This window comes from Nocardiopsis endophytica, assembly GCF_027706725.1.
GTDB lineage: Bacteria > Actinomycetota > Actinomycetes > Streptosporangiales > Streptosporangiaceae > Nocardiopsis_A > Nocardiopsis_A endophytica.
This window is the reverse complement of the sequence record NZ_JAQFWQ010000040.1, coordinates 15,638-40,547: the sequence shown is the minus strand read 5'-3', so window position 1 is coordinate 40,547 and position 24,910 is coordinate 15,638. Positions and strand designations below refer to the sequence as shown.

The 24,910-nt window shown below is 72.2% G+C and carries 27 protein-coding genes; 14 read left to right on the top strand and 13 right to left on the bottom strand.

What is annotated here, in order from left to right:
• Positions 1-19: 19 nt before the first annotated feature.
• From O4J56_RS15445 to O4J56_RS15435, 3 genes are all read left to right on the top strand, one after another.
• Positions 20-493: a GNAT family N-acetyltransferase gene (locus tag O4J56_RS15445; RefSeq protein WP_270686480.1), complete on the top strand. Its 474-nt coding sequence runs from the start codon at positions 20-22 to the stop codon at positions 491-493.
• 298 nt (positions 494-791) lie between these two features.
• Positions 792-1,217, top strand: coding sequence for an ATP-binding protein (locus tag O4J56_RS15440; protein ID WP_017626979.1), 426 nt, complete (start codon positions 792-794; stop codon positions 1,215-1,217).
• A gap of 41 nt (positions 1,218-1,258) precedes the next feature.
• The gene (locus tag O4J56_RS15435; protein ID WP_270686503.1) at positions 1,259-2,017 is read left to right on the top strand and encodes an RNA polymerase sigma factor SigF; all 759 of its coding nucleotides are present in this window, start codon (positions 1,259-1,261) and stop codon (positions 2,015-2,017) included.
• A gap of 147 nt (positions 2,018-2,164) precedes the next feature.
• Here the strand turns inward: O4J56_RS15435 and O4J56_RS15430 are convergent, their stop codons facing one another.
• Positions 2,165-2,575, bottom strand: a complete 411-nt coding sequence (locus tag O4J56_RS15430) for a hypothetical protein (protein ID WP_270686479.1) — start codon at positions 2,573-2,575, stop codon at positions 2,165-2,167.
• Positions 2,576-2,818: 243 nt separating this feature from the next.
• Here O4J56_RS15430 and O4J56_RS15425 point away from each other — a divergent pair, with 243 nt between their 5' ends.
• Positions 2,819-3,754: a diacylglycerol/lipid kinase family protein gene (locus tag O4J56_RS15425; RefSeq protein WP_270686478.1), complete on the top strand. Its 936-nt coding sequence runs from the start codon at positions 2,819-2,821 to the stop codon at positions 3,752-3,754.
• Positions 3,755-4,074: 320 nt separating this feature from the next.
• A complete protein-coding gene (locus O4J56_RS15420; protein WP_017539926.1) occupies positions 4,075-4,329 on the top strand; it encodes a WhiB family transcriptional regulator in 255 nt (84 codons plus the stop codon).
• Positions 4,330-4,598: 269 nt separating this feature from the next.
• On the opposite strand, the gene O4J56_RS15415 is transcribed toward O4J56_RS15420, so the two are convergent.
• Entirely contained in the window at positions 4,599-6,149 is a 1,551-nt protein-coding gene (locus O4J56_RS15415) for a sensor histidine kinase (RefSeq protein WP_270686477.1), read from the bottom strand.
• 105 nt (positions 6,150-6,254) lie between these two features.
• Between O4J56_RS15415 and O4J56_RS15410 the strand changes: the two genes are divergently transcribed.
• The 3 genes from O4J56_RS15410 to O4J56_RS15400 all read left to right on the top strand — a co-directional run bounded on the left by O4J56_RS15410 (position 6,255) and on the right by O4J56_RS15400 (position 9,449).
• Positions 6,255-6,998: a GntR family transcriptional regulator gene (locus O4J56_RS15410; protein ID WP_270686476.1), complete on the top strand. Its 744-nt coding sequence runs from the start codon at positions 6,255-6,257 to the stop codon at positions 6,996-6,998.
• A 144-nt stretch (positions 6,999-7,142) separates the two neighbouring features.
• Complete coding sequence (locus O4J56_RS15405; protein ID WP_270686475.1) at positions 7,143-8,804, top strand: acetolactate synthase; 1,662 nt, start codon at positions 7,143-7,145, stop codon at positions 8,802-8,804.
• Positions 8,805-9,023: 219 nt separating this feature from the next.
• A complete protein-coding gene (locus O4J56_RS15400; RefSeq protein WP_270686474.1) occupies positions 9,024-9,449 on the top strand; it encodes a thioesterase family protein in 426 nt (141 codons plus the stop codon).
• A 104-nt stretch (positions 9,450-9,553) separates the two neighbouring features.
• On the opposite strand, the gene O4J56_RS15395 is transcribed toward O4J56_RS15400, so the two are convergent.
• From O4J56_RS15395 to O4J56_RS15380, 4 genes are all read right to left on the bottom strand, one after another.
• Positions 9,554-10,846 carry an HD-GYP domain-containing protein gene (locus tag O4J56_RS15395; RefSeq protein WP_408639124.1) on the bottom strand — a complete coding sequence of 431 codons (1,293 nt, stop codon included), beginning with the start codon at positions 10,844-10,846 and terminating at the stop codon, positions 9,554-9,556.
• A 5-nt stretch (positions 10,847-10,851) separates the two neighbouring features.
• Positions 10,852-12,189 carry an HD-GYP domain-containing protein gene (locus O4J56_RS15390; protein WP_270686500.1) on the bottom strand — a complete coding sequence of 446 codons (1,338 nt, stop codon included), beginning with the start codon at positions 12,187-12,189 and terminating at the stop codon, positions 10,852-10,854.
• 814 nt (positions 12,190-13,003) lie between these two features.
• The gene (gene rsrA / locus O4J56_RS15385) at positions 13,004-13,288 is read right to left on the bottom strand and encodes a mycothiol system anti-sigma-R factor (RefSeq protein ID WP_270686473.1); all 285 of its coding nucleotides are present in this window, start codon (positions 13,286-13,288) and stop codon (positions 13,004-13,006) included.
• On the bottom strand, positions 13,285-13,917 hold the full coding sequence (locus O4J56_RS15380) for a sigma-70 family RNA polymerase sigma factor (RefSeq protein WP_270686472.1): 633 nt from the start codon (positions 13,915-13,917) through the stop codon (positions 13,285-13,287). Before O4J56_RS15380 ends, rsrA begins: the two co-directional genes overlap by 4 nt.
• Positions 13,918-14,312: 395 nt before the next feature.
• Here O4J56_RS15380 and O4J56_RS15375 point away from each other — a divergent pair, with 395 nt between their 5' ends.
• Complete coding sequence (locus O4J56_RS15375; RefSeq protein ID WP_408639122.1) at positions 14,313-15,194, top strand: class I SAM-dependent methyltransferase; 882 nt, start codon at positions 14,313-14,315, stop codon at positions 15,192-15,194.
• A 19-nt stretch (positions 15,195-15,213) separates the two neighbouring features.
• Here O4J56_RS15375 and O4J56_RS15370 read toward each other — a convergent pair whose 3' ends face one another.
• The 7 genes from O4J56_RS15370 to O4J56_RS15340 form a co-directional block, all read right to left on the bottom strand.
• Complete coding sequence (locus O4J56_RS15370) at positions 15,214-16,257, bottom strand: DUF6891 domain-containing protein (protein ID WP_270686471.1); 1,044 nt, start codon at positions 16,255-16,257, stop codon at positions 15,214-15,216.
• A 181-nt stretch (positions 16,258-16,438) separates the two neighbouring features.
• Positions 16,439-18,049, bottom strand: a complete 1,611-nt coding sequence (gene thiC / locus O4J56_RS15365) for a phosphomethylpyrimidine synthase ThiC (RefSeq protein ID WP_270686498.1) — start codon at positions 18,047-18,049, stop codon at positions 16,439-16,441.
• A 294-nt stretch (positions 18,050-18,343) separates the two neighbouring features.
• On the bottom strand, positions 18,344-19,207 hold the full coding sequence (locus O4J56_RS15360) for an SOS response-associated peptidase (RefSeq protein ID WP_270686470.1): 864 nt from the start codon (positions 19,205-19,207) through the stop codon (positions 18,344-18,346).
• A 68-nt stretch (positions 19,208-19,275) separates the two neighbouring features.
• Complete coding sequence (locus O4J56_RS15355; protein WP_270686469.1) at positions 19,276-19,569, bottom strand: DUF397 domain-containing protein; 294 nt, start codon at positions 19,567-19,569, stop codon at positions 19,276-19,278.
• Positions 19,563-19,745 carry a DUF397 domain-containing protein gene (locus O4J56_RS15350; protein WP_270686468.1) on the bottom strand — a complete coding sequence of 61 codons (183 nt, stop codon included), beginning with the start codon at positions 19,743-19,745 and terminating at the stop codon, positions 19,563-19,565. The genes O4J56_RS15355 and O4J56_RS15350 overlap by 7 nt, the downstream gene beginning before the upstream one ends.
• A 116-nt stretch (positions 19,746-19,861) precedes the next feature.
• The gene (locus tag O4J56_RS15345; RefSeq protein ID WP_270686467.1) at positions 19,862-20,044 is read right to left on the bottom strand and encodes a DUF397 domain-containing protein; all 183 of its coding nucleotides are present in this window, start codon (positions 20,042-20,044) and stop codon (positions 19,862-19,864) included.
• On the bottom strand, positions 20,037-20,849 hold the full coding sequence (locus O4J56_RS15340; protein WP_270686466.1) for a helix-turn-helix domain-containing protein: 813 nt from the start codon (positions 20,847-20,849) through the stop codon (positions 20,037-20,039). Before O4J56_RS15340 ends, O4J56_RS15345 begins: the two co-directional genes overlap by 8 nt.
• A gap of 318 nt (positions 20,850-21,167) precedes the next feature.
• Here O4J56_RS15340 and O4J56_RS15335 point away from each other — a divergent pair, with 318 nt between their 5' ends.
• The 5 genes from O4J56_RS15335 (at position 21,168) to O4J56_RS15315 (ending at position 24,678) form a co-directional block, all read left to right on the top strand.
• Positions 21,168-21,476: a hypothetical protein gene (locus tag O4J56_RS15335; RefSeq protein ID WP_270686465.1), complete on the top strand. Its 309-nt coding sequence runs from the start codon at positions 21,168-21,170 to the stop codon at positions 21,474-21,476.
• A gap of 294 nt (positions 21,477-21,770) precedes the next feature.
• The gene (locus tag O4J56_RS15330) at positions 21,771-22,427 is read left to right on the top strand and encodes a hypothetical protein (protein WP_270686464.1); all 657 of its coding nucleotides are present in this window, start codon (positions 21,771-21,773) and stop codon (positions 22,425-22,427) included.
• Positions 22,428-22,442: 15 nt separating this feature from the next.
• The gene (locus O4J56_RS15325; RefSeq protein ID WP_270686463.1) at positions 22,443-23,228 is read left to right on the top strand and encodes a hypothetical protein; all 786 of its coding nucleotides are present in this window, start codon (positions 22,443-22,445) and stop codon (positions 23,226-23,228) included.
• A gap of 167 nt (positions 23,229-23,395) precedes the next feature.
• Complete coding sequence (locus O4J56_RS15320) at positions 23,396-23,956, top strand: RNA polymerase sigma factor (protein ID WP_270686462.1); 561 nt, start codon at positions 23,396-23,398, stop codon at positions 23,954-23,956.
• A gap of 5 nt (positions 23,957-23,961) precedes the next feature.
• Positions 23,962-24,678, top strand: coding sequence for a hypothetical protein (locus tag O4J56_RS15315; RefSeq protein ID WP_270686461.1), 717 nt, complete (start codon positions 23,962-23,964; stop codon positions 24,676-24,678).
• Positions 24,679-24,910 lie beyond the last annotated feature (232 nt).

Below are 24,910 nucleotides of genomic sequence, written 5' to 3'. Positions count from 1 at the left end.
TCCAGTGACGAGGAGTCCCATGATCCGCCGCGCGCGCCCGGACGACGTCCCGGCCATCCTGAAGATGATCCACGAGCTCGCCGAGTACGAGCGCGAGCCGGACGCCGTCGAGGCGACCGAGGCGGACATCGAGCGCGCGCTCTTCGGCGAGGGCGCGGCGGCCTACGCGCACATCGCCGAGGAGGACGGGGAGGCCGTCGGGTTCGCCCTGTGGTTCCTGAACTTCTCCACCTGGACGGGCCGCCACGGCATCTACCTGGAGGACCTGTACGTCCGCCCGGAGATGCGCGGCCGCGGCCTGGGCAAGGCCCTGCTGACCGAACTGGCCCGGGTGTGCACCGAGCGCGGCTACCGGCGCCTGGAGTGGTCGGTGCTGGACTGGAACACGCCCTCCATCGAGTTCTACCGCTCCCTCGGCGCGAAGCCGATGGACGAGTGGACCGTCTTCCGGCTCGACGGAGCGGCCTTGGACGCCCTGGGCGGCAAGGGCTAGGGCCGGGTGGGCCCGGCCGGCCGGGCCGCACCGGGCGGGGCCGTAGGGGCGTGCGGGACGGGGCCGGAAGGGGCCCGGAATCCGCGGCGCCGGATGGGCCCCGGACGAATGCGCGGCCGACCCCGGGATCCTCCGCCGCGTGTGGGGGCCCACACCCTTAACGACCGCCGATCCGTCCGGGTTCGCCCCGGTTCGACCGGACCGCCCGGCGGACACGGACCCGACCGCGTGCCGCCACCCCGGCGGGAAACACGATAGATTGCACTCAAGCGGCACACTCGCTTCCCGGAGGAGGGACGTGACCGAAGAAACCGCCGCGCCCGTCTCGGGCGCCATGGACGTACGCGACGCCGTCACGGTGAAGATGCCGGCCGACAGCGCCTACCTGTCCGTGCTGCGCACCGCGACGGCCGGCCTGGCGGCCCGCCTGGACTTCACCCTCGACGAGATCGAGGACCTGCGCATCGGGGTCGACGAGGCCTGCGCGATGCTGCTCGCCCAGGCCCTCCCCGGCACCGATCTGACCTGCGAATTCGAACTCACCGGCGACGGCATGCGGATCAGCGTCTCGGTGCTGACCGCCGACGGCCGGCTCCCGGCCCGCGACACCTTCGCCTGGACGGTGCTCTCCGCCCTGGCCGGGGAGGTCGACACCGCGGCCGGGCCCGACGACCGCGTCTCCATCGTCCTGCACAAACGGCGCGGCGCGGTGGAGACGGCGTGAGCGAGAGGGGGCCCGCTCTGACGGCGAAGACGGAGCACGCGGTGCCGGACCGGGCCCGCGCACGAGAGTTGTTCGAGCGCCTGAGCGAGCTTCCCGAGGACTCCCCGGAGCGCCAGCGGATCCGCGACGAGCTCGTGGAGCTGCACCTGCCGCTCGTGGAGTACCTCGCCCGGCGCTTCCGCAACCGCGGGGAGTGGCTCGACGACCTGACCCAGGTCGCCACCATCGGGCTGATCAAGTCGATCGACCGGTTCGACCTGGACCGCGGGGTGGAGTTCTCCACCTACGCGACGCCGACCATCGTCGGCGAGATCAAGCGCCACTTCCGCGACAAGGGCTGGGCGGTGCGGGTGCCGCGCCGCCTGCAGGAGCTCAAGCTCTCCCTGACCAAGGCGGTCAGCGACCTGTCGCAGCGGGAGGGCCGCGCGCCCACCGTGCACGAGCTGGCCGAGCACCTCGGCATGACCGAGGAGGAGGTGCTGGAGGGCCTGGAGTCGGCCAACGCCTACTCCACGGTCTCCCTCGACGCGCCCGACAGCGGGGACGAGGACGCCCCGGCCGTCGCCGACTCGCTCGGCATCGTGGACGACTCGCTGGAGGGCGTGGAGTACCGCGAGTCGCTCAAGCCGCTGCTGGAGCAGCTTCCGCCGCGCGAGAAGCGCATCCTGCTGCTGCGCTTCTTCGGCAACATGACCCAGTCGCAGATCGCCCAGGAGCTGGGCATCTCGCAGATGCACGTGTCGCGCCTGCTGGCCCGCACGCTCGCGCAGCTCCGCCAGGCGCTGACCACCGACGAGTGAGGGGTCGGCCCTCAGAGGCACGCAGAGGCACGCAGATGGGCCCCGCGCCGTACGGCGCGGGGCCCGTTCCGTGCCCGGGGCCTCGGCCGCGCGCCGCAGCACGCCGCCGCGCGCGCTCCACGGGCGGCGCTCCGTCCCGACCGCGTCTCAACCGCCGCTCTCGGCACCGCGGCCGCCGGCCTCCTCGGGGAAGAGCACGGCGGTCGTGGAGGGCGCCAGCACCAGGCCGATCGCGGCGACCGCCACGGCGACCATGCCCACGCTGACGGACATCCGGTCGGCCTCGTACATGGAGTAGGCGACGACCAGGATGAAGATCTGGGTGAGCACCACCGGCGTGCGCGCCCAGGGGCGCAGCATCACCAGGCCCCAGGCGACGTACCCGAGCGCCCCGGCCACGGCGAATCCGAAGACGGCCAGCGGCAGGGCGAAGGACGTGTCGGAGACGTCTCCGAGGACGGTGCGGTAGACGAGGGTGCCGCTCTCATAGACCACGACCAAGGCGACGAGTGCCTGGAGGGCGGCGGCGAGCAGAACGGTGACCGGGCGGTTGTACACGTTCCACACTATCGGCCGCCCGGCACGCTCCTCTCCGGGGCCGGTCCGGGCTGGTCCGGGGACCGGCCCCGGACGACCCGACGGTCGGCTCGACGTTCGGCTCAGGGGACGGCCCGACGGACGGCTCGACGTTCGGCTCAGGGAACGGCCCGCGGCGGCATCCCCGTGGACCCCGGTGCGGGCCCATACGGCCCCCGCGAGCCCGGGAACCCCGGCACCGCAAGGCCTCGCTACACTGTCGGCGTGCGCGCGCTCTTCATCGTCAACCCGCAGGCGACCACCACCACGCCGCGCTCGCGGGACGTCATCGTCGGCGCGATCGCCCGCCACGTGGAGCTGCACGTGGCCCAGACCGAATACCGCGACCACGCCGGGGAGATGGCCCGCGACGCCGCCGGCGAGGGATTCGACCTGGTGATCAGCCTGGGCGGGGACGGCACGGTGAACGAGGTCGTCAACGGCCTGCTGCGCACCCCCGAGGGCCTGGACCGGCCGAGCTACGCCGCGCTGCCCGGCGGCAGCGCCAACGTCTTCATCCGCGCGCTCGGCATGCCCAACGACCCCGTCGAGGCCACCGGCGCGGTGCTGGAGGCGCTGCGGTCGGGCTCCTCCCGCGAGGTGGGGCTGGGGCGGATCTCCTCCGGGCGCGACGACCGCTACTTCACCTTCTGCGCCGGGTTCGGCTGGGACGCCGACGTCGTCCACGAGGTCGAGCGGCGCCGGCGGCGGGGGCGGCGCGCCTCCCCCGCGCTGTACACCGGGGTGGCGCTGCAGAAGTTCCTGCGCGGCGAGACCCGGGACCCCTCGCTCCAGGTGCGCACGCCGGGGCGGGGCCCGGTCTCGGGGCTGCACTTCGCGCTGGTCACCAACACCACCCCGTGGACCTTCGCCGGGACGGTTCCGGTGCAGCCGACGCCGCGGTCGCGGTTCCGGCTGGGGCTGGACGCCTTCGGGATGAGCACGCTGAACCCGGCGACGACGGCGCGGCTGCTGGGGAAGATGCTCTCCCCGTCGGGGGTCCCGCCCATGGGGCGCGGCTATACCACGTGGCACGATGTGCCGTCGCTGACGATCTCCTCGGAGCACCCGCGCCCGTTCCAGATCGACGGGGAGTATCTCGGCACGCGGGATCGGATGGATCTCCACTCCGTACCGAAGGCATTACGAATCATCGTTTGAGGGCACGCGCAAGCCCCTTGTGACGCACACGACACCTCGGCCTGCGCCGATCGCCCCCGGGCGGTCTTGCGCGGGTGGTTCAACCCTGACAGGCTCAAAATGTCGCCGCACGTTACGGGCGAGTAAAACGGACGGTTCCGCGGCCGGAACGGGCAGTACCGCTACCCGTGGCCGAGGATCGTACCGAAGCACTGTCCCGTCGGGCGCGTGCCCTACGGACCGGGGCGACAAGGGTGTGCCCCGCGCCCATATCGCCGATCTCGTGAACGCGTTCACGAGCCGCACGCCCCCGCACGCCTCGCTGTGAGGAGTTGATCCGCATGGACTGGCGCCACCACGCCGCCTGCCGTGACGAAGATCCGGAACTGTTCTTCCCCATCGGTGACTCCGGCCCCGCGCTGATCCAGATCGAAGAGGCCAAGTCCGTGTGCGCCGCCTGCCCGGTGTCGAGCGCCTGCCTGCAGTGGGCGCTGGAGACCGGCCAGGACGGCGGCGTCTGGGGCGGGATGAGCGAGGAGGAGCGCCGCTCGCTCCGCCGTCGCCGGGTCCGCCCCGCGGTCCGCGCCGGAGTCTAGTCCCCTCCGCCTCCCTCCCTCACCACCGGGGTGCACCGGCGTGCGCCCCGGGTCGTGCCGGGTCGTGTCCCCGGACACCGGTCGGCCCTCGCCCTCCGGCGTCCTGAGGCCATACTGGCACCCGCCCCCGCGAAGCCGCACCGGGGGTGCCGCTTTCGGGCATGGGCCCGCCCCCGCACCGCCGGCCGCTCGTTGATCTCGGGGGAAAGGACGCTAAAACCGGCGCGGTAGGGGCGTTTTCCCCGAGATCAACGCGGGGGGCGGCCGGGTCAGGGCGTCTGTTCGACGGCCGCGTCGACCGGCAGCTCGATCGCCACCGCCGTGCCCCCGTCGTCGCGCGGCTTGATCTCCAGGTGGCCGCCGAGCTCGGCCACCACCAGGGTGCGCACGATCTGCAGCCCCAGGCTGTTGCTGCCCTCGATGTCGAAGTCGGCGGGCAGCCCCCCGCCGTCGTCGGTGACCTCGATGAACACCCGGCCGGAGGCCTCCTCGGCCCCGGGCGGGGCGTCCTCGCGCCGCACCCGCACCTCGATCGACCCCGGACCGTACCCCAGCCCGTGCTCCACCGCGTTCTGCACCAGCTCGGTCAGCACCATCGACAGCGGGGTGGCCACCAGCGCCGACAGCAGCCCGAAGTGGCCCACCCGGTGCGGGGTCACGTGCGCCTCGGTCGAGGAGACCTCGGCGGCCATCTCGATCACCCGGTCGGCGATATCGTCGAAATCCACGATCTCGTCGGGGGTGTGCGAGAGCATCTCGTGCACGATCGCGATCGAGCCGACCCTGCGCACCGCCTCGTCCAGGGCGGCCTGCCCCTCGGTGCTGTCGAGGCGGCGGGACTGCAGCCGCAGCAGCGCGGCCACCGTCTGCAGGTTGTTCTTCACCCGGTGGTGGATCTCCCGGATGGTGGCGTCCTTGGTCATCAGCTCGCGCTCGCGGCGGCGCAGCTCGGTCACGTCCCGCACCATCACCAGGGCGCCGATGCGCACCCCCTCGGTGATCAGCGGGATGGCGCGCAGCTGCACGGTGGAGCCGCGCGCCTCCACCTCCGACTCCTGCGGCACCCGGCCCCCGGCGGTCCAGGTGAGCGACTCGTCCCGGGCGTCCCCGGCGGCGGCCAGGTCCAGCGTGGTGCGGGCCAGGCGGGCCCCCACCAGGTCGGCGGTGAGCCCCAGCCTGCGGTAGGCCGACAGCGCGTTGGGGCTGGCGTAGACGACCTCCCCGTCCCGGTCGAGGCGGAGCAGGCCGTCGCCGACCCGCGGCGAGCGCACCATGAGCGGCCCCTGGTCGCTGAAGGGGAAGGCGCCCTCGGCGATCATCTGCGCCAGGTCGCTGGCGCTCTGCAGGTAGGTCAGCTCCAGGCGGCTGGGGGTGCGCGCGGAGCTGAGGTTGGTGCTGCGCTGGATCACCCCGATGAGCTTGCCCTGGCGGCGCACCGGGATGGTCTCCTCGCGCACCGGGACCCCGCCCGACCAGTCCGGGTCGCCCTCGCGGCAGATCCGCCCCTCGGACCAGGCGCGGTCGATCAGCGCCAGGCGGGAGGCCATCCGGATGCGCTCGCCCTCGTCGGCCACGCCGCCCACCTCGTCCGGGAGCACCGCCTCCACCAGGTCGTCCTGGAAGGCGGTGGGGCCGGTGGTGGGGCGCATCTGGGAGACGGCGACCCAGCCGGAGCCGTCCCGCAGGCGGACCCAGAGCACCAGGTCGGCGAAGGACAGGTCGGCCAGCAGCTGCCAGTCCGAGACCAGGGAGTGCAGCCACTCCAGGTCCGCGGTCTTGAGCGACGTATAGCGTCGGATGAGGTCGCTGAGGTGAGGCACACACAGATCATCCCACGAGTGCGGGCATACTCGTTGGACGAACTCGACCAGTGGTCCACACCAATGGGGCCAGGCGCACCGCGACGGCGGGTGGAGGAGACGGACGTGACGGGTCAGCGAACGGTCCGGGATGACCCCCGGGTCCCCAAGTACTACCAGGTCAAGAAACAGCTCTTGGAGCTGATCGAGACCATGCCCGCGGGCAACCCGGTGCCGCCCGAGCGCGCGCTGGCCGCGCAGTTCGGCACCTCGCGCACCACGGTGCGCCAGGCGCTGACCGAGATGGTGGTCGAGGGGCGGCTGCTGCGCATCCAGGGCAAGGGGACGTTCGTCGCCAAGCCGAAGGTCGCCCAGATGCTCCGGCTGCAGAGCTACACGCAGGAGATGCGCGCCCACGGCCTGCACCCGGCCACCCGCATCCTGGACGTCAGCTACATCAACGCCGATGAGCAGCTGGCCGAGCTGCTGGCGATCCGCTCCGGCGGGCGGGTGCTGCGCATCGAGCGGCTGCGCCTGGCCAACGGCGAGCCGATGGCGGTGGAGACCGCGCACCTGGCCGCCCGCCGCTTCCCGGGCCTGCGCCGCCAGCTCGACCGGTACGCCTCCCTGTACGAGGCGCTGGCCAGCGCCTACGACGTGCGCCTGGCCGAGGCCGAGGCGACCATCGAGACGGTGCTGGCCACCCCGGACGAGGCGCGGCTGCTCGGCGTGGACGTGGGCCTTCCGCTGGTGCTGCACTGCCAGCACAGCTTCGACAACGAGGGCAACCCGGTGGAGTGGGTGCGCTCGCTGTACCGGGGCGACCGGTACAAGTTCGTCACCCGGCTGCGCCCGCCCGAGGAGTGGTGACCGGGCGCCCGGCGGACCATCCGGCGGGCCGCCCGCCGCGCCCTCTTGTCCCGGTGCGACCGGAATCACTACGGTGCTATTTGACTCGCGAGTAAGTTTCGCGTTCTCCCGACCCCAGCGAGCACCAGGACAGCGAGGCTCCCCATGGAAACGGCCCCCTTCACCGGCCCCGTCGGCGGACACGGCGGCGCGCACGCCGTCGCCGCCGCCCGCCACCACGGCGTGGACACCATGTTCACGCTCAGCGGCGGGCACGTGTTCCCCCTCTACGACGCGGCGGTCAAGCCCGAACCCGTGATGCGGCTGCTGGACGTGCGGCACGAGCAGACCGCCGTGTTCGCCGCCGAAGGGGTCGGCAAGCTCACCCGGCGCGCCGGCCTGGCCGTGGTCACCGCCGGGCCGGGGGTCACCAACGCGGTCAGCGGGGTGGCCACCGCCCGGTTCAGCGGATCACCCCTGGTGCTGGTCGGCGGGCGGGCCCCGGACGCCCGGTGGGGCCAGGGCCTGCTGCAGGAGCTCGACCAGCCGCCGCTCTTCGAGACCGTCACCAAGCGCGCGTGGACCGTGCACGAGACCGGCGCCATCGCCTCGGCCGTGGACGAGGCGTTCACCGCCGCCAACGGCGCCCACCGCGGCCCGGTCTTCCTGGACGTCCCCATGGACAAGCTGTACGACCAGGCCGAGGTCGTGCTGGAGGGCGGGGCGCCGGCGCCCGACCGCTCCCCCGACCCCGGGGAGGTGACGCGGGTGGCGCGGCTGCTGTCGGAGGCCGAGCGCCCGGTCCTGGTGCTCGGCGGCGACGTGTGGCTGGACGGCGCCGAGGCGGCCGCCCTGGAGGCCGCCGAGGAGCTGGGCGTCCCGGTCGTCACCAACGGCCAGGGGCGCGGGCTGCTGCCCGGCGGGCACCGGCTGCTGGCCAACCGCGCGCGCGGGGCGGCGTTCGGCGGCGCCGACCTGGTGGTCGTGGCCGGCACCCCGCTCGACTTCCGGCTGGGGCACGGGCTGTTCGGCGGCAAGGACGGGGCGCCCCTGGCGAAGGTGGTCCACCTGGCCGACTCTGCCGGGCAGGTCGCGGAGCACCTCACCCTCGCCGCCTCCGCCTCCGGTGACCTGGGCGCGCTGCTGCGCGGCATCGCCGCCGAGGCCAAGCCGCGCCCCGAGGCCGCCGAGTGGGCCGAGCGGATCTCCCGCGCCGCCGCGGAGGCCGCCTCCTCCGACACCGAGGTGCTGGCCAGCACGAGCGACCCGATCCACCCGGCGCGCATCTACGGCGAGCTGAACCGGATCCTGGACGACGACGCGGTGGTGATCGGCGACGGCGGGGACTTCGTGTCCTACGCGGGCAAGTACATCGAGCCCAAGCGCCCCGGCAACTGGATGGACCCGGGCCCCTACGGCTGCCTGGGCACCGGCATGGGCTACGCGATCGCCGCCCGCCTGTCCCGGCCCTCCTCGCAGGTGGTGACGCTGTTCGGGGACGGGGCCGCCGGGTTCTCCCTGATGGACGTGGACACCCTGGTCCGGCACCGGCTCCCGGTGGTGATGGTGTGCGGGAACAACGGCATCTGGGGCCTGGAGAAGGCGCCGATGCAGATGCTCTACGGCTACGACGTGGCCGCCGAGCTGTCCCCGCAGACCCGCTACGACGAGGTCGTGCGCGCGCTGGGCGGCGGCGGTGAGCTGGTGACCGACCCCGGGGAGATCGGCCCGGCGCTGCGCCGCGCCTTCGACTCCGGGGTGCCGTACATGGTCAACATCGCCACCGACCCGGACAACGTGTACCCGCGCAAGACGATGGGCGTCTAAGTCCTGCCAGTGGTCCCCGGCCCGGCCCTTCCCCCGTTGATCTCGGGGAAGTCGGGCTTATGAGGGCTCGCTCAAGCCCGACTTCCCCGAGATCAACGGGGATGGAGGTCTCAGCGGCGCCGGAGGGGGAAGGAACCCTGACGGAGGCGCGCCGGGCGCGGGGCCGTTTCGTCCGGCCGGTCCCGCGCCCGGCGCCCCCCCCCGGTAGGTTCGGAGGCCATGAGCGACATCACGGAGCCGCGCCCCGGAGCGCGCGGGCGCGTGGAGACGACCGTCGGACCGGGCGACACCGCCGCCGCGCTGGGCAGCGGGGACGTGCCCGTGCTCGGCACCCCGCGGGTGCTGGCCCTGGCCGAGGAGGCCACCGTGGCGGCCCTGGAGGGCGCCCTGGAGCCGGGCCGCACGACCGTCGGCACCCGGGTGGAGCTGCGCCACACCGCCCCGACCCCGGCCGGGGCCCGGGTGCGCGCCGACGCGGTGCTGACCGAGGCCGACGGCAAGCGGCTGGTGTTCGAGGTGGCCGTGGTCCAGCTCGACCGGAACCCGGCCGGATCCGAGGGCTCGGACGGCCGCGCCGTCGCGGGCGGCACCGTCGAGCGCGTCGTGGTCGACCGCGAGCGCTTCATCGCCTCCGCCGGAGACTGACCCCCGGCCGCGCGCCCCACGTTGATCTCGGGAAAAACGCCCCTACAAGCGCGGTTTTAGCGTCCATTCTCCCGAGATCATCGGCACAGGGGGGGCGTAGGCCCCTACCAGCGGGCCTCGGGGCGGGTGAGGACGCGGGAGGCGGCCTCGACGACCACCGGGTCGTACTCCTCGCCCGCGTCCATGCGCAGCCGCTCCAGGACGGCCTCGGTGCGGTCCGGGTCGCCGGAGTCGCCCACCAGGTCGTCGAAGGCGTTGGCGACCTTGATGATCCTGCTCCCCAGCGGCGGCGGGCCGTCCCCGCCGTCGCCGCGGCAGCCCTCGCACTGGCGCCGCACCAGCTCGGCCACCCCGTCCAGCACCCCGGTCTCGCGGATCACCGCCGAGCCCAGCTCGGCGATGCGCCGCTGCTCGCGGGGGGAGGCCAGCACGGTGGCCCCGCTGGCGATCGGGTCGCGCAGCGAGAGCTGGCCGATGTCGTGCATCAGCGCCGCGTACTCCAGCTCCCGCAGCTCCGACTCGCGCATGCCCAGCTCGCAGCCGACCGCGGAGGCCAGGCGGCTCACCCGGCGCGAGTGGCCGGTCTCCACGTAGCCGCCCACCTCGGTCACCCGGGACAGCGCCCGCACCGTCTGCAGGTAGGTCAGCCGGATGTCGGCGAACCGGCGGAACGCCACCTGGGTCACCAGCAGCGGCGCGGTGAACACCAGCAGCCCCACCAGCCCGGTCACCGTGGTGGCCAGGGTGATCAGGATGCCCGAGGCGCCGATGGCCATGCCGATCCCGAACTGGGCGCGCACCTCGTCGCGCAGCGCCACGGTGAAGCGGGTGCGCAGCCGCTCGGCGCGGATCGCCGCCGCGAGCGCGGCGTCCAGCGTCCACGCGGCGATGACCAGCCCGGCCATCACCGCCAGCACGACGCCCCAGTCGCCGGGGGTCGGCGCGAGCACGTCGGCGAAGGGCCGGAAGACCGCGGCCACCGCCACCGGGGCCAGGAACCGGCGGGACAGGTCGCTCCAGCGCGGGCCGCGCCCCACCGCCAGGTGCGGCAGCTCGCCCACGGCCAGGCCCAGCGCCACCACCGCGCCGACCTGCTGGGCCGGGTGGTGCACCACGGTGCCGCCCACGTCCGACAGCACCGCGTACCCGATGGCCCCGGCCGAGGCGATGGGCGCCACCTCCCGGTGACCGGGCAGGGTGATGCGGGCGATCTCCCCGACCGCGATGAGCACCCCGAAGGCCAGGGCGGAGTGCGGCTCGACGAACCCCTCGGCCAGCGTCCACACCAGGGCGGCGGCTGCGCACACGCACGCCCCGGCGATGAGCCACATCCGGGTGTGGTCGATGCGCGGCGGGACCGTGCCCCGCCCGGCGGAGGCCGCCGAGGCCGTCCCCATGACCGTCACCGCTCCGCCTCCCCGGCCACGCGCAGCGGCACACTCGGGTCGTCGTGGTCCTGCTTGGCCACCTCGGCGACGTCGTCGTCGGGCGGCTCCACCGCGTCGGGCGCCTGCCAGCCGTCCCGGTCGACGGCGGCGATGAGCGCGTCGACCATGCGCGGGTCGAACTGCGGGCCGGCGCAGCGGCGCAGCTCGGCGACGGCCTCGGCGATGGAGCGGGCCTTGCGGTAGGAGCGGGTGGAGGTCATGCAGTCGAAGGCGTCGGCGACCGAGATGATCCGGGCGAACTCGGGGATGTCCTCCCCGGCCAGGCCCATCGGGTAGCCGCGCCCGTCCATCCGCTCGTGGTGGTGCATGATCCCGGCGAGCGCCTCGTCGAGGAAGCCGATCTCGCGGACGATCTCGTAGCCGCGCATGGGGTGCAGCTGGATGGCGGCGAACTCCTCCTCGGTCAGCCGCCCCGACTTCTGCAGCACCTTGGTCGGCACGCCCAGCTTGCCGACGTCGTGCAGCATCCCGGCGTAGCGGATGGTGTGCACCCGCTCGGCGTTGAGCCCCAGCTCCCGGGCGATCATCGCCGACGCCTTGGACACCCGCATGCAGTGGCCGCGGGTGTAGTAGTCCTTGGTCTCCACCGCCTGGGCCAGGGTGGCCAGGGTGGCGTCGTGCGCCCGCTGCTCGGCCATGTACTGGTCGAAGGCCCAGCGGGCGATGAACAGCGGCAGCAGCACCAGCAGCACCGCGAACGGCCCGACCAGCCCCCAGATGGCGGCGATGAGCAGGCCGAGCATGCCGTACCCCAGCGAGGACAGCTCCAGGGTGGCCATCGGGCGCCAGCGCACCCGCTTGGGGCGCTGGATGTCCAGCACGCCCAGGGCGCGCATGAGCCCGACGATCAGCGCCCCGTTGACCGCGTTGTGCACCAGGATCGCGCCGACGTAGGGCAGCACGATCCACGGGAACGACTCACGGGTGGGCACCCCCATCTGCCCGCCGAACAGCAGGAAGGCGTGCCCGGCCGCGTACCCGGCCAGGGCGAACTGGGCGCCGTTGAAGACCCGCTTGACCAGGTTCTGGCGGCGGAAGACGACGAGCATCGAGCACAGCCCGACCACCGCCGCCCCCACCGGGCCGACGAGGACGACGGCGGCCAGGGAGGCCGACGAGCTGGGCGAGATGCCCGCCCGTCCGCCGTCCCCGCCGCTGTCGACCATGGTGCTGATCGACTCGGCGACCACGAAGAGCACCGCCAGCAGGAGCAGCGTGGCCGGGTCGATCCCCCCGTAGGGTCCGGCGACCAGCACCCCGAGGGCGCCCAGGGCGACGAGGCAGACGTACAACCGCGCCGCTACCGGCAGCGACCGCAATTCCCGGTACCTCCCGCCCCATTGCCGACCGAACCGTCATGATTTCATCGTTCCCGTTCTACCACCAGGACCAGCCGTTGACATGGCTGAACAGCCACGTGGCCGCGAGCAGCACCTCGTGCGCGACGGCGAACAGACCCGCCATGGAAATCCCCCTCCTCCTGTGCCCGCAGGCCGCGCCCCGCCCCTCCCCGGCCCCGGGCGCGACCCGGCACGCGAATTCAACCCCTTACGGTCGATATGGCGCCCAGTTTAACGGCCCCCACTCGTGCACCGATTTCCCCGGACCGAACCGTGAGCCAACCGTAAGCATCCGCCGTCGCGCCCGTTTCAGAATGCGAAACTACGAATCCGATTCGGAGAATCCGCGACTACACAAAGTAATTGGGCGCACCGGGCGGAGAACCCGCGACATCCTCGACGTTCAGCGCGCTTCGGACAGCGGTTCCCACTACCTCCGACCAGCAATCACCACGGAGAGTCACGGAGCGTGACGCGGTGCACGGCAATAGGGTCGGACCGGCCCCGTCGGCGCACCGGTGGGAAAATTCGTTCCGCGGTCGGGCGTGTCGCTCCGGGCGGCCTACCATTCTGTACGTATTGCCCCGCATATGCGAAGTTCGTGCGTGATGGCCGAAAACGACATTTCCGTGTCCCCTTCGACCGCATCACCGGACGGTGCGCGAATGGCGGCGGGGCGGGCCGAAAAGCGCGGTGCGGGCACGCGAAAGGGGCGGCGCCCTACGGCACCGCCCCTGATCCCCGCGCTGCGCCGCGGAGGCCGCCGCTACTCGGCGGCGCCCTCCCGGTACTGCATGTCCACCCGGGCCGCCTCGATCCGCGAGAGGACCTTGCCCCGCAGGTCGCCGGGGACGGGGTCGCACCCGCAGTGCTTGGCCACGAGCTTCTTCACGGCCTCCTCCAGGCCGTACTCCTCCAGGCACGGGCGGCACTCGTCCAGGTGCCGCCGGATCTCCTCGCAGCCGGCGTCGGCCAGCTCGCCGTCGATGTAGACGTACAGCCGCTCGAGCACCTCGCTGCACGGCGTCTCGTGCTCTCCACCGCAGCTCATCGCCGCTCCTCCCGCGTCGCCCCGTCACCCTTGGCCCCCGAGGCCACCGCGCCGGAGAGGATGCCCCGGTCGACGGCGTACTCCTCCAGGAGGGTTCTGAGCTGCCTGCGGCCCCGGTGCAGCCGCGACATGACCGTCCCGATGGGGGTGTCCATGATCTCGGCGACCTCCTTGTAGGCGAAGCCCTCCACGTCGGCGAGGTACACCGCGATCCGGAAGTCCTCGGGAAGCTCCTGCAGCGCGCGCTTGACGTCGCTGTCGGGGAGGTGTTCGAGCGCCTCGGCCTCCGCGGACTTCAGCCCGGAGGAGGAGTGCGAGGCCGCCTGCGCGAGCTGCCAGTCCTCCACGTCCTCGGTGCCCGCCTGCTTCGGCTCCCGCTGCTTCTTGCGGTAGGAGTTGATGAAGGTGTTGGTGAGGATGCGGTACAGCCAGGCCTTGAGGTTCGTCCCCTCCTTGAACTGGTGGAACGACCCGAAGGCCTTGGCGAACGTCTCCTGGACGAGGTCCTCGGCGTCCGAAGGGTTGCGGGTCATCCGCAGCGCGGCCGAATAGAGCTGGTCCAAGAACGGGAGCACGTCCCGCTCGAACCGAGCCCCCCGCTCGTCGAGTGTCTCCTGGCCCTGACTCAAGCCCGCCTGCCTCCTTGTACCGGTCCGCCGTGGGGTGACCATCGTCGCCTCACGATACGACGCGGTGGGAGCGGGGCGCACGCTTGGGCCCGCCGGCCGTGTGGCGGTCTCCCGTTCGAGGACGCCGCAGGTGCCCGTTGCCGCCATGAACGCTTCTGACCTCCCTCGTTGCCACCGGACGCTCGGACGGGGGCGCGCCGCGCGCTCCGGGTCGGCGTTCGGCTGCACAGTGCCGGTGCGTGATGGAGGTGCAAACAACGGAAGGGTCCGGCTGATTCCACGGGGCGGAACGGTGCGCGATGGCGCCCGTACCGCCCGCACGGCCCCGCTTCCGCAGGTGATGCGCGCGTCGGCGCGGGTAGGAACCTGTGCAGACGACGTGGGAGAGGAGTGTCGTGCGCCCGTCCTCAGGTTTCGCGGCCCGGACCCCGGCGTCCTCACGGACGGGCGCCCCGACCGGCATCCCGGTCGGCGCCCTCCCTGAGGAGCCTTCGCGATCACCGGCGGAGCAGTTCGCCGGCTCCGATCCGCTCTCGGCGTACTGGCGCTTCTACTGGGCGGTCGCCGGGGCGCAGCTCGCCCGCTGGCTGCCCGCCGAGCGCTCGCGCCTGCTCGACCTGTCCGCGCCCGAGTTCCGCGGGGCCTCCCGGGCCGTGGCCGCCGGGCACGACGTGGTCGCCCTGCTGCCCAGCGCCGAGGACGCCCCCAAGCCCTCGCTGTCGCTGGTCAACGGGCACGCACCGGCCCCCCGGCCGGGCCGTGGCCCCGGGCGGATGCGGCCGGTGGTCGGCGACCCGGCGGCGCTGCTGGGCTTCGCCTCGGAGGGGTTCGACGGGGTCGTCGCCGACGACCGGGTGCTCTCCCGGCAGCTCGCCACCGAGCAGACCCTCGGCGAGATCGCCCGCGTGCTGCGGCCCGGCGGGCGGACCCTGCTGTGCGTGGACTCGGTGGTGCTGGGCATGGCCCTGCTCGCCGAGCAGGACTGCTGGCCCGAGCTGAGCTCGGCGCCGTCGGCCGACGTGCTGCTGGTCCCCTGGCCCGACGGGTCGATCACCCGCTGCTTCACCGCCGAGCAGCTCACCGAGCTGCTGTCGGGCGCGGGGCTGGAGGTCGAGTGGATCCGGCCGCGCACCGTGCTGTCGGCCTCCACGGTCGAGGTGATGCTGGGGCGCGACCCGCGGGCGCTGGGCAGGCTGGTGGAGATGGAACTGCGCGCCGAGGAGTCCGACGACTACGTCGGCGTGCACCTGCTGGCCAGCGCCCGCAAGCCGGAGTAGGGGCGGGCGGGGCGCCGCTTCAGGCGTCCTCGCCCCGCGTCCAGGTCCGGGCGCCCTCGACCCCGGCGAGGGGGATGCGGCCGGTGGCCGCGAACGCGGCGACGACCTCTTCGGCCGTGGCCGGGCTCACGTGGGCGCCGGTCCACACGTCCTGCTGCGCGTGCGGGGACTCCATCCACAGGCGCGGCCCGGCGTCCCAGTACATCTGGACGAAGCGCCTCTCCTCCAGGTCCTGGAAGACGATGAAGGAGCCCTCGGCGGGGGTGAGCCGGTACATCAGCTCGCGCCACATGCGGTCGGAGACGGCCTGGTGCCGCCCGGCCTGCGGCTTCATGCCGGCTTCGGGGTGCGCGTCCCTGTAGAAGGCGCGCAGCACGCCGGGGCCGCCGCCCGCCAGGTCGTCGACGTCCTCCACGGGCGGGTCGGTCTCGATCCCGCTGAACGCGGCCAGCCCGCCGAAGCGCCGCCTGCGGGTGTCGAACCCGCGGAGGTCGATCACCTTGCCGGGGGAGCCGTTCCAGGACACCTCCAGCCCCTCGGCCTCCAGGGCCGCGACCACCTCCCGCCCGATGGCGGCCTGCTCCTCCGGGTCCTGCCGCTGTTCCTCGGTGAACACGCCGAAGCGGATGCCGAAGGGGTCCTCTCCCGCCCAGCAGGCATATCCGCGGGCGTCCGGGAAGTCCCTCCACTCGCCGTACATCAGCATGTGCGCCTCGGCCGCCTCCCAGCCGAGGTCCTCGCGGGCGAGGATGCCCGCCCCGTCCAGGGTGCGGAAGGCGCGGGCGAGCCGCTCGGCGTCGGTCCTCTCCCCGGCGACCGACTCCTGCCACTCGTGGTGCCGCGCGAACGACGCGTTGATGTGGTCCTTCATGACGCCGAGCAGGTCGTCACGGGTGAGCCCCTCCACCGCCTCGCCTCCGGCGTCCAAGGCGAGGTCGACGGCCTCGTCGCCGCGGCGGCGCAGCACTGTGAGCTGGGTCCCCGCCCCGTGGTCGATGTACATGTCGACGCGGTCCACCTCGAACAGCTCGTTCGCGGGCGGCAGGGATCGCGGTTCGGTCATGGGGTCGGTGCCCTTCGGTGTCTGAGGGGTTCGGAACACCCCTCGGACGCCGCCCCTCCCCCGGGCGTTCCGCCCGCCCGGAGGACCGCGGCGGGCGGCGGGGCGGCACCGTGCCCCGCGCGCCCTCCGTGCGCCGTTCACCCCGGTGCGGGGATGAGCCGTCCCCGCACCGGGGCGGCCGTCAGTCGGCCACCGGCAGGTAGACGCGCTTGCCCTGGTCGGCGAACTCCGCGGACTTCTCGGCCATGCCCTGTTCGATGGCCTCCACCGTGGACAGGCCGTTCTCCTCGGCGAAGCGGCGCACGTCCTGGGTGATCTTCATCGAGCAGAACTTCGGCCCGCACATGGAGCAGAAGTGCGCCGTCTTCGCGGGCTCGGCGGGCAGCGTCTCGTCGTGGTAGGCCTGCGCCGTCTCCGGGTCGAGGGCCAGGTTGAACTGGTCCTGCCAGCGGAACTCGAAGCGGGCCTGGGACAGGGCGTCGTCCCACTCCTGCGCCTTGGGGTGCCCCTTGGCGAGGTCGGCCGCGTGCGCGGCCAGCTTGTAGGTGATGACGCCGGTCTTGACGTCGTCCCGGTTGGGCAGGCCCAGGTGCTCCTTCGGCGTGACGTAGCACAGCATCGCGGTGCCGTTCCAGCCGATCTGGGCCGCCCCGATCGCCGAGGTGATGTGGTCGTACCCGGGGGCGATGTCGGTGGTCAGTGGGCCCAGGGTGTAGAACGGCGCCTCGCCGCAGAGCTCCTCCTCCAGGCGCACGTTCTCGGCGATCTTGTGCATCGGCACGTGGCCGGGGCCCTCGATCATCACCTGCACGTCGTGCGCGCGGGCGATGTGCGTCAGCTCGCCGAGGGTGCGCAGCTCGGCGAACTGCGCCTCGTCGTTGGCGTCGGCGATGGAGCCCGGGCGCAGGCCGTCGCCCAGCGAGAAGGTGATGTCGTAGGCCCGCAGGATCTCGCAGAGCTCCTCGTAGTGGGTGTAGAGGAAGCTCTCCTTGTGGTGGGCCAGGCACCAGGCGGCCATGATGGAGCCGCCGCGCGAGACGATGCCGGTGGTGCGGCGGGCCGTGAGCGGGACGTACCGCAGCAGCACCCCGGCGTGCACCGTCATGTAGTCCACGCCCTGCTCGGCCTGCTCGATGACGGTGTCCCGGTAGACCTCCCAGCTCAGCTTGGCCGGGTCGCCGTCGACCTTCTCCAGGGCCTGGTAGATGGGCACGGTGCCGATGGGCACCGGAGAGTTGCGCAGGATGCGCTCGCGGGTCTCGTGGATGCGCTTGCCGGTGGACAGGTCCATGACGGTGTCGGCGCCCCAGCGGGTGGCCCACACCATCTTCTCCACCTCCTCGGCGACCGAGGAGGTGACCGCGGAGTTGCCGATGTTGGCGTTGATCTTGACCAGGAAGTTCTTGCCGATGATCATCGGCTCGGACTCGGGGTGGCAGCGGTTGGCGGGGATGACCGCGCGGCCGATGGCCACCTCGGAGCGGACGAACTCGGGGTCGAGGCCCTCGCGGGCGGCGATGAACCGCATCTCGGGGGTGATGGTCCCGGCCTTGGCGTAGGCCAGCTGGGTGACCGCGCCGCCCACCGGCTCCCGGGCGGCGATCCAGTCGGCGCGCGCCGGGGCGAGCCCGGCGTGCACGTCGATGTCGGCGTCGTCGTCGGTGTAGGGGCCGGAGGTGTCGTACAGGTCGAAGTGGGTGCCGTTGCTGAGACCGACCCTGCGCTGGGGAACGCGCAGCACCGACCCGGAATCGGGGTCGGGGACCTCCCGGTAGACCTTCGTCGAGCCCATGATGGGGCCGGTGGTCACGGAGTGTCGGACGTTGTCGAGCGCCGTCAAGGCACGCCTCCCTACGTCGGAATTACCCGAACAGGTTCTGCGGTCGGCGGCACCGCCGCCTTCTGGAGGCAGCCGCCCTCTCAGCCCGCCATGGCGCGAGCTCCCGCGTGTTTGCGATTGTCGAATCACGCACCGTCGTCACGGTGCGCCGCCGCGCGTCCGTGGCACGGCGGTCATATGACCGGGGCCACCCTAACCGGGCCGTGCCTCCGCGATCCACCCCGGGGCCGGGTGGGGCCGCGGAGGTCAGAAAAGTGTGCCGTCCCCGCCCGAGGGGGTCGGCGCCGGGGGTTCGAGCAGTTCAGGGCCGTTGTTCTTGATGCTGTTGACGGCGGTGGACACCTCCCGGACGGCGAAGGAGTCGACCGGGGTGGAGGCCATGACGCGCTGCACGTCGGCCAGGCCGGAGGCCGGGTCGAGCCAGGCGGCCCATTCGTCGCGGGGGACGACGACGGGCATGCGCTCGTGGATGTCCGCCAGGCCGCCGGTGGCCTGGGTGGTGACGACGGTGCAGCTCCACACCCACGCGGCGGGGTCGTCCTCGGGGGCGTCGGGGTCGCGCCAGCGCTCGAACAGCCCGGCCAGGGCGAGCGGCTCGCCGTCGGGGTAGGAGACGGAGAACGGCTTCTTCTTCGAGGAGGCCTTGCGGCGCTTGTGCCCGGGGTCGGTGGCCGGCGAGGTGCCGGGTTCGGCGGTGCCGGGGGCCGCGTCGGGGAGGAGCTGCCACTCGTAGTAGGCGTCGGCGGGCAGCAGGCAGCGGCGGTGGGCGAGGGCGGCGCGGAAGGCGGGCTTCTCGGCGGCGGTCTCGCCGCGGGCGTTGATCATCTTGAAGCCGACGTTGGCGTCCTTGGCCCAGGAGGGGATGAGGCCCCAGCGGAAGGTGGCCAGGCTGCGGGGGCCGGGCGGGACGCCCCGGGCGGCCTCGTTGGGCGGGGTGCCGAGCACGGCGTGGACGGGTCTGCCGGGGCAGATGTTGTAGTCCGGCTCCAGCTCTTCGAGGGGCGGGCGGGAACGGGGGTCGGCCGCGGCGGAGGGGTCGGGCACCTCGGCGAAGTCGAAGGCGAGCTGGAGCTCGTGGGCGTTCCTGGCCCTGGCGAAACGTCCGCACATGGGAACAAGTCTGGCACTGCCAAGAGAGAAGCGCGCGCGGCCCCGGCACCGACCGGGACCGCAGGGCCTCAGAGACCGTCGGTACAGGCGGCCCGCAGGAAGGCGGCCCACTCGGGGGCGGAGAACCCAAGGTGTCCGAGGTGAGGATGCTGACTGTCACGCATGTCCATGCGGATGGCGTCTCCACGCACCTCTAAGCATTCATTGGCTCCCGTGCTGTGGGTGGATTTGGCCCAGTCAGACGTGGCCGACTCCACCTCGGCCACCTCAACGCAGCTCCCCGACGAGCCGCTATGGCTGCTCTTGTGCCAGGGAGTCTCGTCACTCGCCTTCGCCGTCACGGTCGCGCCCCTTCTCACCATCTACCGCCCCGCAGTGCGGCCAGGAAGGCCACCCATTCGCCGGAAGAGGAACTCAGGTGCCCGAGGTTCCTGTTCTGAGTGTCGCGCACCAGCGCTCTCCCCAGGAACGAACGGCACTCGACACAGTTGTCGGCACCGCCCTTGCTGAAGGTGGACTTCACCCAGTCACTCGTCATCGTCGTCGCACTCTCTCCTGATCCTCACCATCGGTCGGATATCCGGCGGACGAGCCTCCATGTAAACGAGCTGCCCCTGCTTAGGAACGACGAACACATGGAACCTGGACGCCGCGTCACAGTTCGTCGGATCTCGCACCGACCACGAACGCGGCCCACTCGGCTGCTGGGAACTCCAGGTGCCCCTTCTCGCGATTTCGGGTATCCCGCACTGCAGTTGCGACCCCTTCAGCAACCTCGACACAGCTTCCTGTGCTTCCTCCGCTGTAGCTCGACTTGTGCCACCGCTTCTCACTCATCTCGGTAGTCCTTCCTGATCTTCCTGAGCACATGCGCCGACTCCTCCAGGGAAAGTGCCTCGCCTTGTAAAGCTCCGTACAAGGTACGGAGGTGACGCACCCGGTCCGAGTCATGGATGATCTCTTCGCCTGCCAAGTGTTCGACCAACGCCACAGGACTACGGTCCTTGAAGTCGAGAAGCCGTAGCGCACCGCTCATACCAGGGTGATAGACCTTCGGCTGGGGGATCACCTGGAGCCGGATCCTAGCCTCGTCGATCAGACGAGCGACATGGTCCAGCTGTCCGCCCATCGTCTCGCGGCTCTCAACGACCCTCGTGAGCGTGTACTCGTCCACGACGAACCAGAGAAGCACCTCGCCCCGGAGCCGGTTCCACCGTTCCAACCGAGCCTCGACATCCCTCTCGACCGCTTCCTGGGAGTCCCATGGACGACCAGGACGGATCACAGCACGAGCGTAGGCCTCGGTCTGAAGCACTCCAGGGATGATCAGCATCTGGTATTCACGGATCTCCACAGCCTCCCGCTCCAGGAGACCGATATCCCGCCACCAATCGGGCATGAAGGCCGTGTCGTTGACGTCGAGCCAGATCCGGATCAACACCCCCTCAGCAGCGAACACCCGGTCCAATATGTCGGCATGATTGCGCTTCGGGGCGCGTGTCGCATTCTCGATCGACGACAGCATGGACGCGGAGATCCCGGTCTCAGACTGGACCCTGACCTGCGTGAACCCTGACTTCTCCCGGAGCTTCTTGACCTCCGCGCCGAACCTGGTCCACTCGCGCTTCACCTTGGAGGGCATACCACTGTTCTACACTACGCCTTCACATTTCTTCACTGGGTTGACAAAAAATATAGTGATAGCAAACCACTAGCTCCGTGTTCGCTGCGTAGGCATGGTGGAGGCACCAAAGACCCCCGCGACGGTTGCAGCCGTCCGGGGGCGTGGCCACCAGCTACCCAGGAGCTGACGACAGATGAACGATATCCGCCGGAACCGCCCTCCCGCACCCCGTGTTCGCCGCTACGTCCTCACCTGCGAAGTCGACCGCACCATCGCCACCGTCCACCGCTCTCGGGACCTGCACCGGGTCCTGGCCGCCCTCCGGGGAGGCCTCCGATGAGCCGCAAGCGCGACCTCCTCCTCGAACTCCTCCGCGCCTACTACGGCCACCGCTGGTCGATCCGCCGCACCGACGGCCTCTGGATCGCGACGGCCCGCGACCGCGACGCCGATCACGCCCCCACCCTCATCCAGCCCGACGTCACCCGCTTCCTCGCCGAACTCGACGACCCGCCCCCGCGCGCCGCCCGCGCCTACCGCTCGCTCCTCGACACCGACCTCTTCTCCCGCCGCTCCCACGACCTCGCCGACGGCGTCCACCTCTTCACCGACCGCCGCCCCGACGAGGAGCCTCCGGGCCTGTAGGCATTCGGCGCCCGGCTCCGTACACCTGATGGCACCGAAGGGCAACACCCGGTGCCGGTTCCGGACGCGCGGAATGTGGTTCCGATGGCCGACGTCGATTCACTCCCACCTTTCTCCCGGTTAGCCCCCTCCCTCCACCGGACCGCCGCCATCGGCTCTCTCTAGAGAATTGAGCAGGGGCCCTTTTCGTCCCCAAAACATTTATTTAGGCTCGCACCCACGCTCGCCCCGGACTCGAATCCCGGGAGCGATCGTCTTCCCATCGAACTTCGACATCCCCCAAAGGAAATCATGATGGGACCCGAAGAGCGGCCGAGAAAGCGGGCGGCGATGCTGGCCGTCCCCGTCGCGCTCGCCGCCGCGCTCGCCGGAGGCGGCGTGGCCTGGGCCGCGGTCACCGACAACATGTACCCCACGGCAAACACCGACAACCGCTGCAACAACATGACGATCCGCACGGCCGACTTCCCCTGTCGGACCGACAACCGCAACGTCAGCTACTACATGGACAGCCACGAGCGGTTCAAGCTGGAGGCCGGTGACAAGCGCACCGTCCGCGGCGTCATGCGCAACCAGTACGCCCCCACCGATCTGAGGATCTCCTACGATTCGACGCCCACATTCTCCGGCAGCGGAGAAACGGACGTCATCTACCAGGAGGGCCGGGCCGGGCTCCCTTCCGGGGCCGACGGAATCACCTGGTGCAACGACGCGGTGAACGGCGCGCGCTACAAGTGCGACCAGCAGTACATCAGAATTCGCGGGCGCGGCCATTACACGCCGGGGCTGACCTGCCATGAGACCGGTCATGCGGTCGGCCTTCAGCACGGCCGCTATTCCTCACCGCGTCTGAGCGACACCGATTCGCGGCTGGGCTGCATGGTCACCCCGGTCGGCTACAGCGTCGGCCTGGGCGCCAACAACCGGGACAACATCAACGGCACGTACTGAGAGGAGGGCTTTCCCATGGACTTCCGAGCGAAGGCGGCCGCCATCGGTGCGGTGGCGGCCGCGTGCGCGGCGGCCGTGGCGGTGCTCTCCACCGGCACGACCGACAGCGCGTCCGGTTCCGCGCACGGCGGATCCGGCGGCGGGGCCGCCCAGGGGGAGGTCCTCCTGGCGCACGGCTCCGACCACCTGCCCAGCAGGACCGCCTCCGACTGGGTCACCTACGCCGATCACGTCGTCGTGGTCAGCGTGGCCGCCGAGCGGGAGATCCCCCCGAGCGCGGAGGAGGAGGCCCGCGGCGAAGGGCTGGTCGGGCGCGAGCTGACCCTGGACACCGAGCGGGTCCTGTGGTCCCGCGACGGGGCCCCTCCCGCGCCGGACACCTGGGAGTACGCGGCCGCGGGGTACGCCTTCACCGGCGGCACCGACCAGCGGCGGCCCATGGCCCTGGCGGGTCGGCCCCGGATCGAGCAGGGCCACACCTACATCCTGGCGATGGTCTGGGAGGAGGCCCGTTGCGCCCCCGGCGAACCTGCGGCCCCCGCCGAATGGCGCGGCCTCGGGGAGGGCTCCGAGGTGCCCTTCGATGACGGGGTGATCGGCAAGGGCGAGTTCGAGGGTGCGGTGCGCAGCGCCGCCGACGCGCAGAGCGCGGCCTCGGCGCAGGGCTCCGCCGGTTCCCCGGACTCCCTTGAGGACGAACTGGCGGGCGAGGGCGCGGACGCCCTCATCGTCGAGCTGGAGTCGGCCCGCCCCCAGGCGGACGCGGCCGACGCCACCGCCCCCGGCGGCGCGTGCGACTGACCCGAACGCGCGCTTGAGCCGGTCGAGGCACAGGGCGGGCCGGGCCCGAGGGCCCGGCCCGCCCCCCGTCCGTACGCCCATCCCGGGTTCCGCCGCGAATCCCCGCCGGGGCGGCCGAACGTTCCGGTGCACTTCTCCGTCACCACCACAGACGAGAGGACGCGGACATGGCGAGACGCCCCCACACTGACGACAGTGACGCCGACGCCGCCGACACGGACGAGGCCGGAGCGCCCCGGGCGGCCGCCGGGACCGAGGACACGGCGCGGATCCGCGCGGTCCTCGCCCTCGGCGGAATGCCGTGGAGCGAGCTGGACGACGGGGTCCAGGAGGTGCGCCTGCGGCTCCTCCAGCACCGGGCCCGGCCGGAGGGCGCGCCGATCCGCCGCCCCGCCGCGTGGCTGGCGGCCGTCGCCTCGCGCGTCGCCGTCGACTGGCACCGCGACCGGAGCCGGGACGCCGGCCTGCGGGACCGGCTGGCCGCGCGCTGGACCCGGGGCACGGCCCCCGGGCTGGAGGAGGACCGCGTCCTGGCGCTCACCGTGGCCGAGGGGCTGGAGGGGCTCTCCCCGCCCCAGCGCCAGGTCCTGGTGCTGCGCTATTACGCCGACCTGACGGTGCGTGAGATCGCGCAGGCCTTGGACGTCCCGGAAGGCACGGTCAAGAGCAGGCTGCACGCCGCCGCCGGGGCGCTGCGCTCGTCGCTGACGCGCGAAGGGATGGAGTGACGACCATGGGCGAACCGTTCGATGAGCAGGAGGAGCGGCGGCTGCGCCGCGCGCTGGCGGTGATCGGTGAGGAGGCGGGCCGCCCCTCCCCCGCCGGGAACGCGGACCCGGCCCCCTCCCGGACAGGTCCGGCCGCGCGGCGCGCCCGGCTGCGGTGGGCGGCCGTCGGGGGCGGAGCCCTCGTGGCGGCCGCGGCGGCGGGCCTGCTGGCGGTCGCGCCGGAAGGGGCCGGTGGGCCCCGGTCCGAGCCCGCCGCGGGCGGGTCCCCGGGTGCGGGCGGGGCCCCCGGCGCGGGGCCGGAGGGCGGGCAGGGACAGACCCTTCCCGAGTGGATCGCCTGCTCCACGACGATCGTGGAGGGCGAGGTCACCTCGGTCGAAGAGCCCGTCGAACCCGTCGACCCGGCCACCGGCGGGCCGTACGGGCCGGAGCCGCCGACGGTGACGTTCACGCTGGAGGTGAGCGAGTGGATCAAGCCGGCGACGGGCGAGGACACCGTGGAGCTCACCGTGTCCGACCCGGCCTTCGTCGACCCGCGGGAGGCGATCGAACCGGGAGCGCACGTGCTGGTCTCGATACCGCGGACCGGGTGGGGGATCCCCGACGTGTTCGAGGGCGAGCGGCTCACCGACACCAAGGCCGAGATCGAGGCCGCGCTGCCCGAGGCCCGGGGGACGGAGTGCCCCGAGGAGTGGGGCGGGACGGACCACCCCGCCACCTGACCAGGAAGCGCCCCGGCCCCGGTTCCCCGAAAGGGGCCGGGGCCGTCCGCTGTCGGAAGGCCGTTCCCAATGCCTTCCGGGGCTCAAGAAAATTTCTTCGACGCCCCGTTCGCATTTCATCGTTTTCGCAGGTCAGAGCGAACATGAAGACGACGTTCGCGTTTGCTTTTCCCGATTTCCCGGGTAAGAATCTAGGCCCTTCCGAGCCGAGCACCCCCTGAACGGGGGCCTT